Here is a 15,477-nt window from a genome sequence, read left to right as displayed (position 1 = left end):
CGAACCGCTTCGACAATCTGTATCGAAGCGCTTCGACGGGACGGTAGGCGGGGGGAGGGGGTGCGTCAATGGGTCGCGCATGGATCTCTACTTTTTGAACGCGTTCAATATTTCGGCTACGCTCCGAGTCCCAGGCGGAGGAGGGGCAGCCGATGAAGATCGTGATTCCCGGCGGAACCGGACAGGTCGGCGGAATCCTGCGGCGCGCGTTCGGCGCCGCAGGACATGAGGTCGTGGTGCTCACGCGCCACCCCCGGGGTGAGGGCGAGATCGCGTGGGACGGCCGGACACCGGGGCCGTGGACGGCGGCGGTCGACGGCAGCGACGTCGTGATCAACCTGGCCGGGCGCAGCGTCAGCTGCCGCTACACCGAGGCCAATCTGCGGGACATGATGGACTCCCGGGTCGACTCGGCCCGGGTCGTCGGCGCCGCGATCGCGGCCGCCGCCCGGCCGCCCCGGCTCTGGATGCAGATGAGCACCGCCACGGTGTACGCCCACCGCTTCGACGCCCCCAACGACGAGGCCACCGGCGTCATCGGCGGCGCCGAGACGGGCGTGCCGGACTACTGGTCGTACAGCGTCGACATCGCGAAGAACTGGGAGCGGGCCCAGGAGGAGGCGGACACGCCGGCCACCCGCAGGGTCGCCCTGCGCGCGGCCATGGTGATGAGCCCGGACCCCGGCGGCGTTTTCGCCGTCCTGCTGGGCCTGGTCCGGCTCGGCCTCGGCGGCCCGGTGGCCGGCGGGGCGCAGTACGTCTCATGGATCCACGACGCCGACTTCGTGCGCGCGGTGGAGTTCCTGATCGACCGGGAGGACATCACGGGCCCGGTGAACCTGGCGGCCCCTGGCCCCCTGCCGCAGCGCGCGTTCATGCGGGCGCTGCGCTCGGCGTGGGGGATGCCGGTGGGGCTCCCGGCGACCAGGTGGATGGCGGAGCTCGGGGCGTTCGCGCTGCGTTCGGACACGGAGCTGCTGCTGAAGAGCCGCCGGGTGGTGCCGGGCCGGCTGACGGGGGCGGGCTTCGAGTTCCGGTACCCGGAGTGGGACGGGGCGGCTGGGGCGGCGGAGGAGTTGGTGGGGCGCGTGCGGGGGCGCGTTCCTGGCCGGGCGCGGGCGCGGGCGCGGGCGCGTGGGCGGGCGCGTGGGCGGGACGAGGGAGGGACGGGTGCGTCGGCACGGCGGTGAATCCGGGGGAGGTTACACAGCCTCATTCCAGTGGGACATCTCCCGGACCCTCACCGTCGATGCCATCGATGCCATCGACACGTTGAGCGGTAGGAGTTTCCACCTTTCCTGACTCGGGGCGGCGGCCCCGGCTCGGTGCCCTTTCGGTGCCGGCCCTGCCCCGGCTCGATGCCGTCCCGAGCAGCAGTGCCAGGGCCGCCGCCACCGCCGGTACCGCGTAGCCCGCCTGCGGGGAGAGGTGTTCCACCACCGAGCCGCCCGTCGCCGAGCCGGTGGCTATGCCCGTCAGCAGGGCCGTCACCGCGAGGCTCATGCCCTCGTTCAGGCGGCCCTCGGGGGAGCGGCGCTGGACGAGGGTCATCGCCGTCACCATCGTGGGGGCCGTGCCCGTGCCCGCGAAGAGAAGCGCGAGGGCCAGCAGGACGAGGGAGCCGGTCGTCCAGGCGGACAGGCCCGGCAGCGTCATCAGACCGGTCATCGCCAGCAGGCACCACGGCAGCCGGCGTTCCGCCGAGCCCTTGCCGCCCGCCCGCAGCGCCCCGTACGCCAGCCCCGCCGCGCACGACCCGGCCGCCTGGAGCGCGAGGATCACCCCGGCCGCCGAACGGTGGCCCCGGGCGTCGGCGTACGCGATCGTGACGACCTCCATCGCCCCGAACACCGCGCCCGTCGCGACCAGGGTGAGCAGCAGCGCCGGCATCCCGGCGCTGCGCAGGGGCGAACGGCCGCGGGCCTCTGCCCTGGTGGGCGGCGGTTCCGTCGCGCGCTGGGTGGCGAAGACCAGGACGCCCGTGGCCAGCAGGACGGCAGCGGTCAGCGTGCCCGCCTCCGGGAACAGCGAGCCGCACAGGAAGGCCGCGAGCACCGGGCCGAGCATGAAGCACAGCTCGTCCGCGGCCTGTTCGAAGGAGTTCGCGGTGTGCACGGCGGCGGGGTCGTCCCGGAACAGGTGCTGCCAGCGGGCGCGGGACATGCCGCCGGTGTTGGGCGTGGTGGCGGTGGCGGCGTAGGAGGCGAACAGGGTCCAGTCGGGCGCGTCGAAGTGGACGCAGAGCAGCAGGGCGAGGCTGCCGAGCGCGGCGGTCAGCGCGGCGGGCACGGCGATCCGGGCCTGGCCGTACCGGTCCACGAGCCGCGCGGTCCAGGGCCCGGCCACCGCCGTCGCCGCGAGCCCCGTGGCGGTGACGGCGCCGGCCAGGGCGTACGACCCCCTGGCCCCGGCGATCATGATCACCGCACTGACGCCGAACATCCCGGAGGGCAGCCGGGCCAAGAGGTTGCCGAGGGTGAAGGCACGGGTGCCGGGGCGGGCGAAGAGCGCGCGGTAGGGAGAGAGGAGGGCGGGGGCCGGGACGGAGGGGCTCGTTGTGGCTGTGGCTGTGCCTGTGGCTGTGGCTGTGGCTGTGGCTGCGGTTGCGGTTGCGGTTGCGGTTGCGGGTTCGGGCGCGGTTGCGGGGGCTGCCGCGGGTTCCGCTCGGGTGGGTGGCGTGTCCCGTGCTTCCGGGTTCGGGGTCGGCATGCGTCTACCGTCGCGGCGGCGCTGACCTGGGGTCCAACACCTGACGCGACGCCATTGACGCATCTCCGTTGTAAGTTCGCCCGATGCCAGCCACGCCGCCCGGTTCCGCCGGCCTCTCCCGTACCCCCGGTCCGCCCGGCTCCTACGCCCCCACCCTCGACCCCCGCCTCCTGCGTGCCTTCGTCGCCGTCGCCGAGGAACTGCACTTCACGCGGGCCGCCGCCCGGCTGTACGTCGCCCAGCAGGCGCTCAGCCGGGACATCCGGCGGCTGGAGCGCGAGCTGGGCGTCGAGCTGTTCGCCCGCACCACCCGGCAGGTCTCCCTCACCGCCGACGGCACCCGGCTGCTGCCGTACGCCCGCCGGGTGCTGGACGCCCAGCGCGCGCTGCTCGCCGCGTTCGGGCGGGGCGAGCCCGAGCGGCCGCTGCTCGTCGACGTCAACAGCCCGGGGCTGTTCGGGCTCCGGGTGCTGGAGCGGGCGCGGCGGCTCGTCCCGGAGCTGGAGCTGATGGCCCGCTTCGAGTCCGGGCTGACCTGGGCCGCCGCCGAGATCCTGGCCGGCCGCGTCGACGCCTCCTTCGGCCGGTTCGCCGGGCTCGACCCCGCCGTCCGCGACCGGCTGCACCACCAGCCGGTCCGGTACGAGCGGATGGCGGTGATCCTCCCCGAGGACCACCCGCTCGCGGGCCGCACGGAGGTGCCGCTGCGCGCGCTGGCGGGCGAGACCGTGTACGCGGGCGCGGGCAATCCGCGCACCTTGGAGTGGACCGACCTCGCGCGTCGCCTGTTCGAGGGACGGGGAATCGAACTCGCGCCCCCCGCGCCCCTCGCCATCGGCGCCGAGGAGTTCCAGCGGATCATGGCGAAGACCCGGAACCCCATCCTCGCCGTAGAGGACTTTCCGGCCATGCCTCATACGGTCATACGACCTCTGGTTGACCCCGTTCCACTGTCTCCCGTGTCACTCGTGTGGCGAAAAGGCCTGTTTCACCCGGGTTTGGATGCACTCAGGCGTTCTGTTACCGAACTCGCGAGCGAGGAAGGATGGCTCCGGCGACCGGAAGAGGGATGGATTCCGGACACCGATGCACTCGTCATGGTGACCTCTCTCTGAGATGGATCTCCACGACATGGGCACATGCGCTACATTCAGTGCCCCGGGCGCAATGTGATAAAGGGGGCGCTCGGACCGGGTGGGGGCCCGGTCCGACGACAGTACGTAGGCCCGGACGCGTACGCCCGCCTGAATGTGTGATGCCCCTGGGGGGATGTACGTGCGCGTGGAGAACTGGCGGAATAACGCCCAACCGAACGGGCGGGAAACCCGTACCGAACAGGACGGAGCGGCCGGGGAACCGAACGGACCGGCCGAGCGATCCGCCGGGCCGGAACCGGACGGGACCGGCGAGGCCGGTGACGCCTCCGGCGATCGGGGCCCGGTCGTCTGGCCGGAAGCGGGTGGTCGTACGGCCGCGTGGCCGGCCGCCCGGCCGGAGGGCGGACCGGGGGCCGGGCTGCCGGGACGGCCCCGACCGCCGGGTCCGTCGGGGGAGCCCGCCGGTGCGGAGTCCACCCCCGTGGCGGGGTCGTGGTTCGACAAGGGGACCGGCGCGCGGGTCGGTGCCGGTGCGGCCCGTGGGCGGGCCGGTCGGGACGGTGTCCTTGGCCGCCCCCGGTTCGACAGAGGGGCCGGCGCCGCTTCGGACACCACGCCGGGCTCCCCGCAGGGAACCGCGTCCGCCGGTGCGGATCTGCTCGCGCCGTTCGACACGGCGCGGCCGTCGGTGCGGTCCGGGTCCGTCGGAGTCGGCGCGTCCTCCGCGTCCCCCGAAGCCGGGACCCTGCCCGAAAACGCCGAGTTCTTCGCCTCCGCACCGGTGGCACGTGTGACGTCTGACATGGACACGTTTGGGGCTGCCGAGCCGGGGACCGCCGTCCTCCCCGGCCCCGTGGCCGGCACGGGCGCCCCGGGCACCCCCTCCGCGCCCGCCGGTCCCGGCCCCCGCCCCACCTGGGAACGCACCGGCGAGCCCGGCCGCAACCACGACCCGCACGAGGTGACCGTGCAGCTCGACGGCATCGGCCGCCGGCTGGACGGCAGCCGCACGACCCCGCCCGGTGCGGCCGCCGGGCCCCTGGGAGCGTCCGACAGCAGGGACTCCGACGGCCCCGTCTTCGTCGACGAGTCCGGCCGCCGCAGCCGCCGCTTCCGCCGCGTCGGCATCGCCGTCGGCATCGCCTGCGGTCTCTACGCCCTCGTGATCGTCGCCACCCTGCTGTCCGGCAACTCCGCCGCGCCCTGGGTCCCGGTGCCGATCCCCGGCGCGGGCGACGGCGCCCCGGCGAGCAAGGTCGAGGACTCGACCGGGCCCACGGACTCCGCCGACCCGTCCGCGGCCACCGGCGGCGTCCTCCCCGGCGTCAGCGCCGACCCCGGCGCCCCGAGCGCCGGCGCCACCCCGTCCGCCGGCGGCTCCGCCGCGCCCGCTGCCTCCGCCGGCAGCAGCAAGAAGCCGGGCGCCTCCACCAGCAAGAAGCCCAAGCCGTCGGCGTCCACCACGAAGAAGTCGTCCGGCGGCACCAAGACCGACCCGGGCACCGGCGGCGACTCCGGCACCGTCGTGGACCCGCCCGCCTCGTCGTCCCCGGACGCCTCGCCCGACACCTCCCCGGCTCCCTCCCCGTCCGGCGGAACCGGCGACGCCGGCGGCAGCGGCACCACCACCAACAACGCCGCCGACGGGCCTGCCGCCCAGACCCCCGTCGCGGCCGGCGGCCCGTCCGCCGCCGCACCCGCCAAGTCCCCGGAGAACACCCTCTGATGGCACGCCGCTCCAACCGCCGCCGTTCTTCGGGGGGCGGCGCGCACTCGCAGCCCGCCTCCGGAAACATCAACGCCCGCCGCGTCCGGCTGCCGATGCGCTTCCTGCTGCCGGCCGCGCTGCTGCTCGCCATGACGGCGATGCTGCTGCTGCGCGGCTATGTGCACAGCGAGATCCTCGCCGACTACCGCGTCCGCCCCGAGGCCGCCACCGACCAGGTGCCGGACAAGATCCTCGACGGCGGCCCGGTCATCGACACCCGCAACGGCAGGACGACGACGCTGAGCGTGCCCCGGCACAGGCTCGTCCTCACCTTCGACGACGGTCCCGACCCCACCTGGACACCGCAGGTGCTCGACGTCCTCAAGAAGCACCACGCGCACGCGGTCTTCTTCATCACCGGCACCATGGCCTCGCAGTACCCGGACCTGGTCAGGCGCATCGTCGACGAGGGCCACGAGATCGGGCTGCACACCTTCAACCACCCCGACCTCTCCTACAAGTCCCACAGCGGCATCGACTGGCAGCTCTCCCAGAACCAGCTCGCCCTGGAGGGCGCCGCCGGCATCCGCACCTCGCTGTTCCGGCCGCCGTACTCCTCCTTCGCCGACGCCATGGACAACAAGTCCTGGCCGGTGACGAAGTACATCGGCTCGCGCGGCTACCTCACCGTCGTCAACAACACCGACAGCGAGGACTGGCAGAAGCCGGGCGTCGACCAGATCATCAAGAACGCCACCCCGAAGCACGGCAACGGCGCCATCGTCCTGATGCACGACTCCGGCGGCGACCGGCACCAGACCGTGCAGGCACTCGACCGGTTCCTGCCCGAACTCCAGGCGCAGGGCTACCGGTTCGAGAACCTCACCGACGCGCTCGGCGCGCCCAGCGCGCACACCCCCGTCAGCGGCACCGAGCTGTGGAAGGGCCGGGCGTGGGTCTTCCTCGTCCAGGCCTCCGACGGCATCACCGGCGCGATGGTCGTCTGCCTCGCCGTCATCGGCTTCCTGGTCTTCGCCCGCTTCGGGCTGATGCTGCTGCTCTCCGGATGGCACGCCCGCCGGGTGCGCCGCAAGGACTTCCGCTGGGGCCCCGACGGACCGATCACCGAACCGGTCACCGTCCTCGTCCCCGCGTACAACGAGGCCAAGTGCATCGAGAACACGGTGCGTTCGCTCGTCGCCAGTGACCACCCCATCGAGGTGCTGGTCGTCGACGACGGCTCCAGCGACGGCACCGCCCGCATCGTCGAGGACCTCGACCTGCCCGGCGTACGGGTGGTGCGGCAGCTCAACGCGGGCAAGCCGGCCGCGCTCAACCGGGGCCTGGCCAACGCCCGTCACGACATCATCGTGATGATGGACGGCGACACGGTGTTCGAACCGTCCACCGTGCGCGAACTGGTGCAGCCGTTCGCCGACCCGAAGGTCGGCGCGGTCGCGGGCAACGCGAAGGTCGGCAACAGGGACTCGATGATCGGGGCCTGGCAGCACATCGAGTACGTGATGGGCTTCAACCTCGACCGCCGGATGTACGACATCCTCGGCTGCATGCCGACGATCCCCGGCGCGGTCGGGGCGTTCCGGCGCAGCGCGCTGGAGCGGGTGGGCGGCATGAGCGACGACACGCTCGCCGAGGACACCGACGTCACCATGGCGCTGCACCGCGACGGCTGGCGCGTGGTCTACGCGGAGAACGCGCGCGCCTGGACCGAGGCCCCGGAGTCCGTGCAGCAGCTGTGGTCGCAGCGCTACCGCTGGTCGTACGGCACGATGCAGGCGATCTGGAAGCACCGCAGGGCGCTCGTCGAAGGGGGCGCGTCCGGCCGCTTCGGCCGCGTCGGACTGCCGTTCGTCTCCCTGTTCATGGTGGTGGCGCCGCTGCTCGCCCCGCTGATCGACATCTTCCTGCTGTACGGGGTGATCTTCGGCCCCACGCAGAAGACGATCGTCGCCTGGCTGGGCGTCATGGCGATCCAGGGGATCTGCGCCGCGTACGCCTTCCGGCTGGACCGCGAGAAGATGTGGCACCTCGTCTCGCTCCCGCTCCAGCAGATCCTCTACCGGCAGCTGATGTACGTGGTCCTGCTCCGCTCCTGGACCACGGCGCTCACCGGCGGCCGGCTCCGCTGGCAGAAGCTGCGGCGCACGGGCGTCGTGGAGGCGCCGGGGGTCATCCCGCAGCAGCGCACGGGTCAACGAAGCGGCAGCGGCAGCGGCAGTGTCAGCGGTGTCGGTGGCGGCAGTGGTAGTGGCAGTGGCAGCGGGAGCGATCGGAGGCCCGTCGGATGACGGCGCACGAGGGTATGGGCACGTCCGGCGAGGGATCGTACGGCGCGGGACCGTACGGGGAGGGGTCCTACGGGGAGGGCGCGGGGGGCTGGGGGCCGACAGGCTCTGCGGCATCCGGCGGCTCGGCCACCGGCCCGGTCCACGGCGACCCCGCCACCGGCCCGGACTCCTGGACGCGCGCCTCGGCCGCCGAACGGCAGGCGTGGGCGACCGCCCCGCTCGCGGGCGCGGACCCGTACGACCCGGCGACGGACCCGGCACTGGCCACGGACCCCTTCCCGGTACCGGCCCCGCCGACCGCCTCGCTGACGGACGGCTTCCCGATCCAGCGATCGGCGGCGACGGCGGCGGACCGGGCGGGAGCCGCCCCGGCGACGCCCGCCACCGAGGACGCACCCGGGGCTGCCGCCACCGAGGACGCACGGAAGGGCGCCGCTGCCGGAGCGAAGAAACCCGGCCGTGACCGCTACCTGGACCTCCTGCGCTCGCTCGCCCTGGTCCGCGTCGTCGCGTTCCACATCTTCGGCTGGGCGTGGCTGACGATCCTGTTCCCCTCCATGGGGGTCATGTTCGCCCTCGCGGGCTCGCTGATGGCCCGCTCGCTCAAGCGCCCGCCGCTCAGCGTGATCCGGGGCCGGCTGCGCCGGCTGCTGCCCCCGATGTGGCTGTTCGGGGCGGTCCTGCTGACGATGATGATCGTCGGCGGCGGCTGGAACCCGACGAAGGACCCCGACCTCGGCTCCGGCTTCGCCGGACTGGTGAAGCTGCTCGAGTACATCGTCCCGGTCGGCGCCCCGCCGTACCCGGCCGAACTCGGCGCCGACTCCACCGGCATCCTCGGCGCCACCTGGCCGGACGACGCGGCCGGCCCCCTGTGGTACCTGCGCGCCTACCTCTGGTTCGTGGTCGCCTCCCCGCTGCTGCTGTGGGCGTTCCGCCGCTTCCCGTGGCCGACGCTGCTCGCGCCGCTGGGCCTGACGGTGCTGATCGACGCGGGCATCGTCAGCATCCCCGGCGAGACCGGCAACGCGGTGACGGACTTCGCGGTCTACGGCAGTTGCTGGGTGCTCGGCTTCGCGCACCACGACGGCATGCTGAAGAAGATCCCGCGCTACGCCGTCGTCTCGGGCTCCGCCTTCGTGATGGCCTTCGCCCTGTGGTGGGCCTCGGGGCACCTCGGTGACGAGGGCTGGAACCTGGACGAGATGCCGTTCGTCCAGGCGGCCTGGTCGCTCGGGTTCGTGGCCATCCTGCTCCAGTACTCCCCGTCGTGGCAGGAGCTGCCGGGCAGGCTGGCGAAGTGGGACAAGCTGGTGACCCTGTCGAACAACCGCGCGGTCACGATCTATCTCTGGCACAACCTGCTGATCGCGTTCACGTTCCCGATCATCGACCAGTTCTACAACCTGCCGTTCACGCAGTCCGAGGGCGCGGTGTCCTTTCTCGACTCGACCTACGAGTACTGGCCGTTCGTCCTGGTCTGGCCCATGCTCGCGGTGGCGATCGTCGCCTTCGGCTGGGTGGAGGACCTGGCGGCCAAGCGACGGCCGAGGCTGTGGCCGAACGGGGCGAGGCGGGGGCGGGCCAGGGCGGGGTCGGGCCAGCACGGGCGCTGATGCGGCGGCCGCCGCTCCGGGGCGGCAGATCCGTGTCGTCCTGTGGCGGACGGCAGACCCGTGTCGTCCTGTGGTGGGCGGCAGGTCCGTGCCGCGAGCGGTCGTCGGCAGATCGCGGCGCGTTCCGGCCGGGCGAGCCGCGCCGACCTGCCGCGATGCCCGGACCGTATCGGCCCGTGCGGAACAGGCTTTGGACGCCGTGGGCCGTCCGCTCCGATGCTGGAAGAAGTCCTGCGAAGTGCGAAGGACGACGGAACGAAGCGGCGAGAGGGCGGCGGTCAGGGTGTCGGAGAAGACGGGAACCGGAACGGACACCGGGTCGGCCGGTTCGGCCGGTGACGGCGGCGGCATCTGGATCCTGGGTGCGACCGGCCGCGTCGGCCGGACGGTCGCCTCGCTGCTGGCGGCGCGCGGCCTCGCGACGGTCCTGGTGGGACGCGACGCGGGCCGCCTGCGCGAGCTGGCCGCGGAGCTGGGCGGGAACCCGCGCACCGTGGTGGCGCCGACGATGGAGGAGACGACGGCGGCACTGGCGCGCAACGCGCCCACCGTAGTCGTCAACACGATCGGCCCGTTCACGGGGACCGCGGTGCCGGTGATCCGGGCCTGCCCGCCCGGCACCCACTACCTCGACCTCTCCAACGAGCTCACGTCGATCCGCCAGGTCCTGGACCTGCACGACGATGCGGTGGCGAAGGGCAGCACGCTGGTCCCGGGCGCGGGTTTCGGCGTGTGCGCCACCGAGAGCGCCGTACGGAAGGTGTGCGAGGACATGCCGCCGGCGGAGCGGGTGCGGGTGGACGCGGTGCCGTCGGTCCGCACCGAGCCCGGCCTGCTCGGGGAGGCGTTGGCGGCCAGCCTGGTCAACGGCGTCACGGTCGGCGGTCACCGCTACGAGCGGGGCCGTCTCGTCCGTGCCCGGATCGGCTCCGGAGTCGAGCGCTTCACCCTGCCGGACGGCTCCGCGGCCCGGGCCATGGCACTGCCGGCCGGTGACCTGGAGGCCGCCCACCATGCGAGCGGGGCCCCGTATGTGACGGCCGGCAACGCGGAGTTCCCGAGCGCCCTGGTGGTCCGCGCGCTGCTGCCCGTCATGGCGGTGGTGCTGGCCCGCCCGGCGATCGGCAACGCGGCGAAGCGGCGGCTCGCCCGGGTCCGCGCCAGCGAACGCGCGGCCCCCCGCCCCCACTCCTACGCCCGCGCCCGCGCGACCTGGTCCGACGGCACCAGCCACGAGGTGTGGCTGCGCACGGGCGACGCCATGGAGTTCACGACGTCGGTCGCGGCGGAGGTCGCCGCGCGCCTGGCCCGAGGCGAGGCCACCCCGGGCGCGCACACCCCGGCCACACTGTTCGGACCGGGGCTGGCGGAGGCGGCGGGGGCGGAGTTCCTGGAAAGCGGCGCTGTGCGCGGGAGTGCCTGAGCTGCCGTCGGGCACCGGGAGTACCCGCCCGGCGCTGTCGGCCCGGCGCCGCTGCCCGATGCCGCTACCGGGAGTCCGCGACCCGGCCGAGGACCTGGTGCTCTTCGGTCAGCAGGCACTCGGTGTGCTCCATGTCCAGGAACTTCCCCTCGTCCGGCCGGACGAGGGCCAGGTACTCGGCATCGCCGAAGACCCGTTCGAGCGCCTGCTGGTCGTCGAACCACAATTCGGTGAGGCCGTCGATGTCTTCCCGGACCGGCAGACCGGGTATGTCCGGTGTCACGGTGTGCTGCTGGACGTAGCGGCGGACGTTGTCCCTCACCACTTCGAGCGACTCGAACAACGGCGCGTGCCGGTCGCGGTGGTACTCCACGAACTCGTCGTGGGTGAGGTCGCCGCGGCGTCGTAGCACGAGGGTCAGTTTGATCACGTCGATGTCTCCTCGGTGGTGCGGACTTGGTGGGGTGTGGTTCCGGACCAGGCCCGGAAGGCCCGGTAGAACGAGCGCGGCTCGTCGTAGCCGAGGAGCAGCGCGATCTCGGTGACGGAGACCTCCCGCTGCTGGAGGTAGTGACGGGCCAGCGCGTGTCTGGTCCGGTCGAGCACCGCCTGGAAACTCGTGTGCTCTTCGGCGAGCCGTCGTTGCAGCGTCCTGGTGCTGAGCGCCAGCCGCCGGGCGACGTCCGCTGCCGCGTGGTTGCCGGAGGGCAGCAGTTCGACCAGGACGGCACGCACACGGTGGGCGGTCGACTCCGCCTGGTCCAGGTCGGCGAGCCGGCGGCGCAGGTCGGGTTCGAAAACCTGCCACATCCGCGCGTCGGAGGTCAGGAACGGCGTCGTGGCGTCGGCTTCGGTGAACGTCACCGCCGCCCTCGCGCCGGGTTCGACGGGAACGCCCAGGTACTCGCGCCACGCCTCCATCGCGTCGGGGTGGGGTGGCTCCGGCGTCGTGACCCGTGACGGGACGATCCGCTTCCGGGTGCCGAGTCGCGCGAGCGCGAGCCAGAAGGCGACTTCGTACGTGACCAGGCCGCTGGGCGGCGGGGGACGCACCGGCCAGCGCATGGTGAGGGTCAGCCGGCCGCCGCCGTCCAGTGTGACCAGTTGTGGGCCCAGCAGGCGCTTGTAGAGCGCGATGCGCTCCGCCGCCCGGTACAGGTCGGGGCCGCACAGAGCCGCGAAGACGAGTGGCTGGAACGTCTCCACGCGCAGGTGTGCGGCCAGCCGCACGGCGAGCGCGGGATCACCCGAGACCTCCTCCATCGCGGTCCAGCACCGGTAGAACTGCGCGGGAGTGAGGGCCGTCCGCCCTCGGAGCAGCAGATCCTCCGGCAGTCCCGCCAGTCGCAGGACAGCACCGGTCTCGACACCGAGGTCGGCGAACATCGCCGCCGTGCCGGAGCCCAGGTGGAACCTGTCCGCGGTCATGCGTGACCGGCCGACTCGGCGAGAGCACCGGCTACGTCGACATCGACGCCGGTGAGGCGCCGGGAGACCTGCCACAACCGGCTGATGGCCCGGTCGGCGCCGGGCCGGATCAGCCGGCGGGCGACGGGCGGGCCGGTGACCACCCAGAGCGGGCCGTAGAGGGTGCCCCCTTCGGCGTGCGGATCGGTCGCGGCGCGGAGCTGGCTCAGCACCCCGCGTTCGGTGTCCATGCCGACCGCGCGTGTCACGGAGTGGAGGACACGGCCGCGTGTCCCGGCCGCGCCCGCCGCCCGCGTCGTGTCGAACAGATCGGAGTCGGTGAACCCGGGGTGCGCGGTCAGCGCCCTGGCGGAGAGGCCCGCGGCACGGAACCGGCGGTCGAGACCCTGGGCGAAATGGCGGTTGGCGAGCTTGGACGTGTCGTAGGCACGCCAGGGCGTGTAGGGCCGCCCGAGGTACGGTCCGCCGGGGGCCACCGCGCGGCCGAAGTGCTGTGCGCTGCTGGTCAGGGTCACCACACGGGCCCCCGGGGTGCGCACCAGAGCGGGGAGCAGCCCGGCGGTGAGCACCCAGTGCCCCAGGTGGTTGACGGCGAACTGGGTTTCGAGTCCGTCGGCCGTCACGCTTTCGGGCACCGCCATCACGCCCGCGTTGTTGATCAGCAGGTCGATACGGGGATGCCTCGTCCGTATGTCCGCGGCGGCGCTCCGCGCGGACTCCAGGGATCCCAGATCCAGCGGCACGACCTCGACCGAGGCCCCCGGATGCGCCGCCCGGATCCGCTGACATGCCCGGTCCGCCTTGGGCCGGTCCCGCGCCGCCATGACGAGGTGAGCGCCAGCTGCGGCGAGCGCGGTGGCGGTCGCCAGCCCGAGCCCCCCGTTCGCGCCGGTGACCACTGCTACGCGCCCGCGTTGGGCCGGGATGTCCTTGGTCGACCACATGGTGCTCGCTCCTCACGGTCAGCGCTCTGCGACAACCGTAAGGAGTCACGATGCACCGGGTAGTGACATAAGGCGCCAAGACGGTCTCCGATCGCGCCACGCTGCCCACCGCGCCGAGTCCGGCGTCGTGCCGGGGCGTGCCGTGCACCGTTGGTCCTCTCAGGTCTTCTCTCGCCAGGCGGTGAATGACGTCACGCGGCCGCGCCGGGAACAGTCGCGGCCGGCCGTTTCCGGGGCAGTTCGGCGTGCCGCACCGCGCGAGACGCCAGCGGGAGGACCGCGCCCAGACCGGCGAAGACGCCGCAACCGACGAACACCGGGGCGGTCCCCCAGGCCCCGACGGCGGCGCCGACCAGGGGATAGCTGAGGGGTGCGAGACCGACCATGGTGAGCATGACGACGGAGGTGACCCGGCCGAGGTAGGCCGGGTCCGCGGCGGTCTGGATGAGGGCGTTGTCCAGACTGCCGAAGACACCCGCGCTCAGTCCGACGACGGCGGCCAGCACGGCGGCGAGCCACAGGGTGGGCACCAGGGCGAGGGCCGCCGCGCCCGTGCAGCCCACGAGCAGCGTCCCGGCGAGCACCAGACCGGCCCGGGGAAGCCGGCCGGCGACGGCGAGCAGCGAGGCGCCGGCCGTGGCCCCCGCGCTGAAGCTGCCGACGATCCAGCCGTAGCCGGAAGGGCCCCAGCCACGTTCGGCGTTGAGGAGCACCATGCCGACGTTGAGCGTGCTGGTGAGCCCGAGTTCGCAGATCGCGCCGGCCACGACGAGCGGGCCGATGAGCCGGTGGCGACGGATGTAGCGCAGGCCGTCGAGCAGGTCCTGCCGCGCGGTGCCGGGGGTCGGCTTCTCGGCGTCGCGCGATCCGAGGGACCGTGTTCGTGTCGTCAGCAGGAGCGGCAGGGACAGGGCGATGAACGCCCCGGCGACGGCGAAGGCGGCGGCGGGACCGCCGAGCCCCATGGCCAGGCCGCCGACCGGCGGGCCCGCGATCTGGCCGAGGCGCATCGACAGGGAGCGCATGCCGGTGACCCGGGCCAGTTGATCGGGGGTCGTGAGGAGCGGGGGGAGGGCTCCGACGGCGGGAACGAACAGCGCGTCCACGGCGCCGAAGACGAGCGCCACCGCGACGAGCAGCCACAGGGCCGGTGCCGTCAGCGCGACGACCGCGGCGACCACCAGCATGAGGAGGCAGCGCAGCGCGTCACTGCCGAGGATGACCCGGCGGGGATCCAACCGGTCGGCCACCACGCCCCCGCCGAGCATGAGCAGCGCGCGGGGGAGCGCGCCCGACGCCATGACGAGGCCGACCTCGGCCGGCCCGGCGGCCTTCTGGGCGGACCAGCCCAGGGCGACGAAGTACACGCTGTCGCCGACGAGGGAAGCGGTGTAGGCGGCGAGCCAGCGCAGCACGTTGCCGTCCCGGTGGGCCGCCGGTGCCGTGATGTGCGTGGGCGGGACTGTCTCCGGAACGGCCATGACGGGCTCTCCAGTGAGTCGAGGGGGACCGTGGACGCCGGTCAGGGCCGGAAGGGGAAGCCGTAAAGGTGCACGGACACGTGCTCGCGGTCCTCGGTGCCACCGTCCGCCTTGGCGGCCCTGCCGCGCTCCCGCCAGCGCCGGGCCAGCGCCTCGAGTTCGCCGTTCATCTCGGCGAGTTCGTCCGGAGTGAGGTCGAGCAGCCACTCCGAGGCGAAGGCCGCGTCGGTCCACTCCTTTCCCCAGGCGGACTTCTGGTCGAGATACGTGCGGTACTGGGCGACCTGGGTGTCGAAGATTCCCCGGGTCACCGCGCCGACGGCGGCGGCGCCCTCCGGAGTCCCGGCGAAGTCGGAGTCACGAAACCCCCAGCCCTCCTCCGACGCCACCCGCCACCACCGCTCGCGTCCGTCGTCGTTCTCACCGTCGGCCTGGGCCACGAAGCCGTGCTCGGCCAGCTTGCGCAGGTGGTAACTGACCAGCGACGGCGTCCCGTCGACATGCTCGGCGAGCTGCGAGGCGGTCGCACTGCCCGCGGCGTACAGCAGCCGGTAGAGCTGCATCCGCAACGGATTCATGAACGCCCGCAACCGCGCCAGGTCGGTGATCTGCTCGGGCTGCTGCTTGGGTGGCATGCGCCCACGGTAGGAGTGAAGCGGAAACTTCGCAATAAGTGCTTCAGAGTTGTGTGGCCGGGCGGCCCTGCCTGCCCGCGGGGTTCAGCTCGCCACTGGCACGGTGCAAGGCCGGGCGGGCGGGCCG

At 73.2% G+C, this 15,477-nt stretch carries 12 protein-coding genes; 6 read left to right on the top strand and 6 right to left on the bottom strand.

Annotated features, from left to right (window positions below; genetic code table 11):
• Positions 1–152: 152 nt before the first annotated feature.
• A complete protein-coding gene (locus IO29_RS20190; RefSeq protein WP_030380489.1) occupies positions 153–1,190 on the top strand; it encodes a TIGR01777 family oxidoreductase in 1,038 nt (345 codons plus the stop codon).
• Between the two features lie 22 nt (positions 1,191–1,212).
• On the opposite strand, the gene IO29_RS20185 is transcribed toward IO29_RS20190, so the two are convergent.
• Positions 1,213–2,709 (bottom strand): MFS transporter, encoded by a 1,497-nt coding sequence (locus IO29_RS20185; protein WP_051707739.1) that lies wholly within the window; start codon positions 2,707–2,709, stop codon positions 1,213–1,215.
• 83 nt (positions 2,710–2,792) lie between these two features.
• Here IO29_RS20185 and IO29_RS20180 point away from each other — a divergent pair, with 83 nt between their 5' ends.
• The 5 genes from IO29_RS20180 (at position 2,793) to IO29_RS20160 (ending at position 10,862) form a co-directional block, all read left to right on the top strand.
• Positions 2,793–3,824 carry a LysR family transcriptional regulator gene (locus IO29_RS20180; protein WP_051707737.1) on the top strand — a complete coding sequence of 344 codons (1,032 nt, stop codon included), beginning with the start codon at positions 2,793–2,795 and terminating at the stop codon, positions 3,822–3,824.
• A gap of 784 nt (positions 3,825–4,608) precedes the next feature.
• The gene (locus tag IO29_RS38580; RefSeq protein ID WP_158709352.1) at positions 4,609–5,532 is read left to right on the top strand and encodes a hypothetical protein; all 924 of its coding nucleotides are present in this window, start codon (positions 4,609–4,611) and stop codon (positions 5,530–5,532) included.
• Entirely contained in the window at positions 5,532–7,823 is a 2,292-nt protein-coding gene (locus IO29_RS20170; RefSeq protein ID WP_030380485.1) for a bifunctional polysaccharide deacetylase/glycosyltransferase family 2 protein, read from the top strand. Before IO29_RS38580 ends, IO29_RS20170 begins: the two co-directional genes overlap by 1 nt.
• Before the next feature lie 260 nt (positions 7,824–8,083).
• The gene (locus IO29_RS20165) at positions 8,084–9,439 is read left to right on the top strand and encodes an acyltransferase family protein (RefSeq protein WP_420705387.1); all 1,356 of its coding nucleotides are present in this window, start codon (positions 8,084–8,086) and stop codon (positions 9,437–9,439) included.
• A 283-nt stretch (positions 9,440–9,722) separates the two neighbouring features.
• A complete protein-coding gene (locus IO29_RS20160) occupies positions 9,723–10,862 on the top strand; it encodes a saccharopine dehydrogenase NADP-binding domain-containing protein (protein WP_078618330.1) in 1,140 nt (379 codons plus the stop codon).
• A 64-nt stretch (positions 10,863–10,926) separates the two neighbouring features.
• Here the strand turns inward: IO29_RS20160 and IO29_RS20155 are convergent, their stop codons facing one another.
• The 5 genes from IO29_RS20155 to IO29_RS20135 form a co-directional block, all read right to left on the bottom strand.
• Positions 10,927–11,292, bottom strand: coding sequence for an EthD domain-containing protein (locus tag IO29_RS20155; protein ID WP_030380482.1), 366 nt, complete (start codon positions 11,290–11,292; stop codon positions 10,927–10,929).
• Positions 11,289–12,290: an AraC family transcriptional regulator gene (locus IO29_RS20150; protein WP_030380481.1), complete on the bottom strand. Its 1,002-nt coding sequence runs from the start codon at positions 12,288–12,290 to the stop codon at positions 11,289–11,291. Before IO29_RS20150 ends, IO29_RS20155 begins: the two co-directional genes overlap by 4 nt.
• Positions 12,287–13,234 (bottom strand): oxidoreductase, encoded by a 948-nt coding sequence (locus IO29_RS20145; RefSeq protein WP_030380480.1) that lies wholly within the window; start codon positions 13,232–13,234, stop codon positions 12,287–12,289. Before IO29_RS20145 ends, IO29_RS20150 begins: the two co-directional genes overlap by 4 nt.
• A gap of 191 nt (positions 13,235–13,425) precedes the next feature.
• Positions 13,426–14,715, bottom strand: coding sequence for an MFS transporter (locus tag IO29_RS20140; RefSeq protein WP_030380479.1), 1,290 nt, complete (start codon positions 14,713–14,715; stop codon positions 13,426–13,428).
• 41 nt (positions 14,716–14,756) lie between these two features.
• Positions 14,757–15,350, bottom strand: a complete 594-nt coding sequence (locus tag IO29_RS20135) for a winged helix-turn-helix domain-containing protein (protein ID WP_030380478.1) — start codon at positions 15,348–15,350, stop codon at positions 14,757–14,759.
• Positions 15,351–15,477 lie beyond the last annotated feature (127 nt).

Source organism: Streptomyces sp. NRRL F-6676 (assembly GCF_000725625.1).
Classification (GTDB): domain Bacteria; phylum Actinomycetota; class Actinomycetes; order Streptomycetales; family Streptomycetaceae; genus Streptomyces.
The sequence above is the reverse complement of the archived record's forward strand: the minus strand, read 5'-3'. Positions and strand labels throughout refer to the sequence as shown.

Bases quoted from the DNA above. Each gene is read 5' to 3' on its own strand.
- IO29_RS38580 (WP_158709352.1), top strand. From the start codon at position 4,609: ATGGACACGTTTGGGGCTGCCGAGCCGGGGACCGCCGTCCTCCCCGGC.
- IO29_RS20145 (WP_030380480.1), bottom strand. From the start codon at position 13,234: ATGTGGTCGACCAAGGACATCCCGGCCCAACGCGGGCGCGTAGCAGTG.
- IO29_RS20140 (WP_030380479.1), bottom strand. From the start codon at position 14,715: ATGGCCGTTCCGGAGACAGTCCCGCCCACGCACATCACGGCACCGGCG.
- IO29_RS20150 (WP_030380481.1), bottom strand. From the start codon at position 12,290: ATGACCGCGGACAGGTTCCACCTGGGCTCCGGCACGGCGGCGATGTTC.
- IO29_RS20135 (WP_030380478.1), bottom strand. From the start codon at position 15,350: ATGCCACCCAAGCAGCAGCCCGAGCAGATCACCGACCTGGCGCGGTTG.
- IO29_RS20190 (WP_030380489.1), top strand. From the start codon at position 153: ATGAAGATCGTGATTCCCGGCGGAACCGGACAGGTCGGCGGAATCCTG.
- IO29_RS20180 (WP_051707737.1), top strand. From the start codon at position 2,793: ATGCCAGCCACGCCGCCCGGTTCCGCCGGCCTCTCCCGTACCCCCGGT.
- IO29_RS20185 (WP_051707739.1), bottom strand. From the start codon at position 2,709: ATGCCGACCCCGAACCCGGAAGCACGGGACACGCCACCCACCCGAGCG.
- IO29_RS20170 (WP_030380485.1), top strand. From the start codon at position 5,532: ATGGCACGCCGCTCCAACCGCCGCCGTTCTTCGGGGGGCGGCGCGCAC.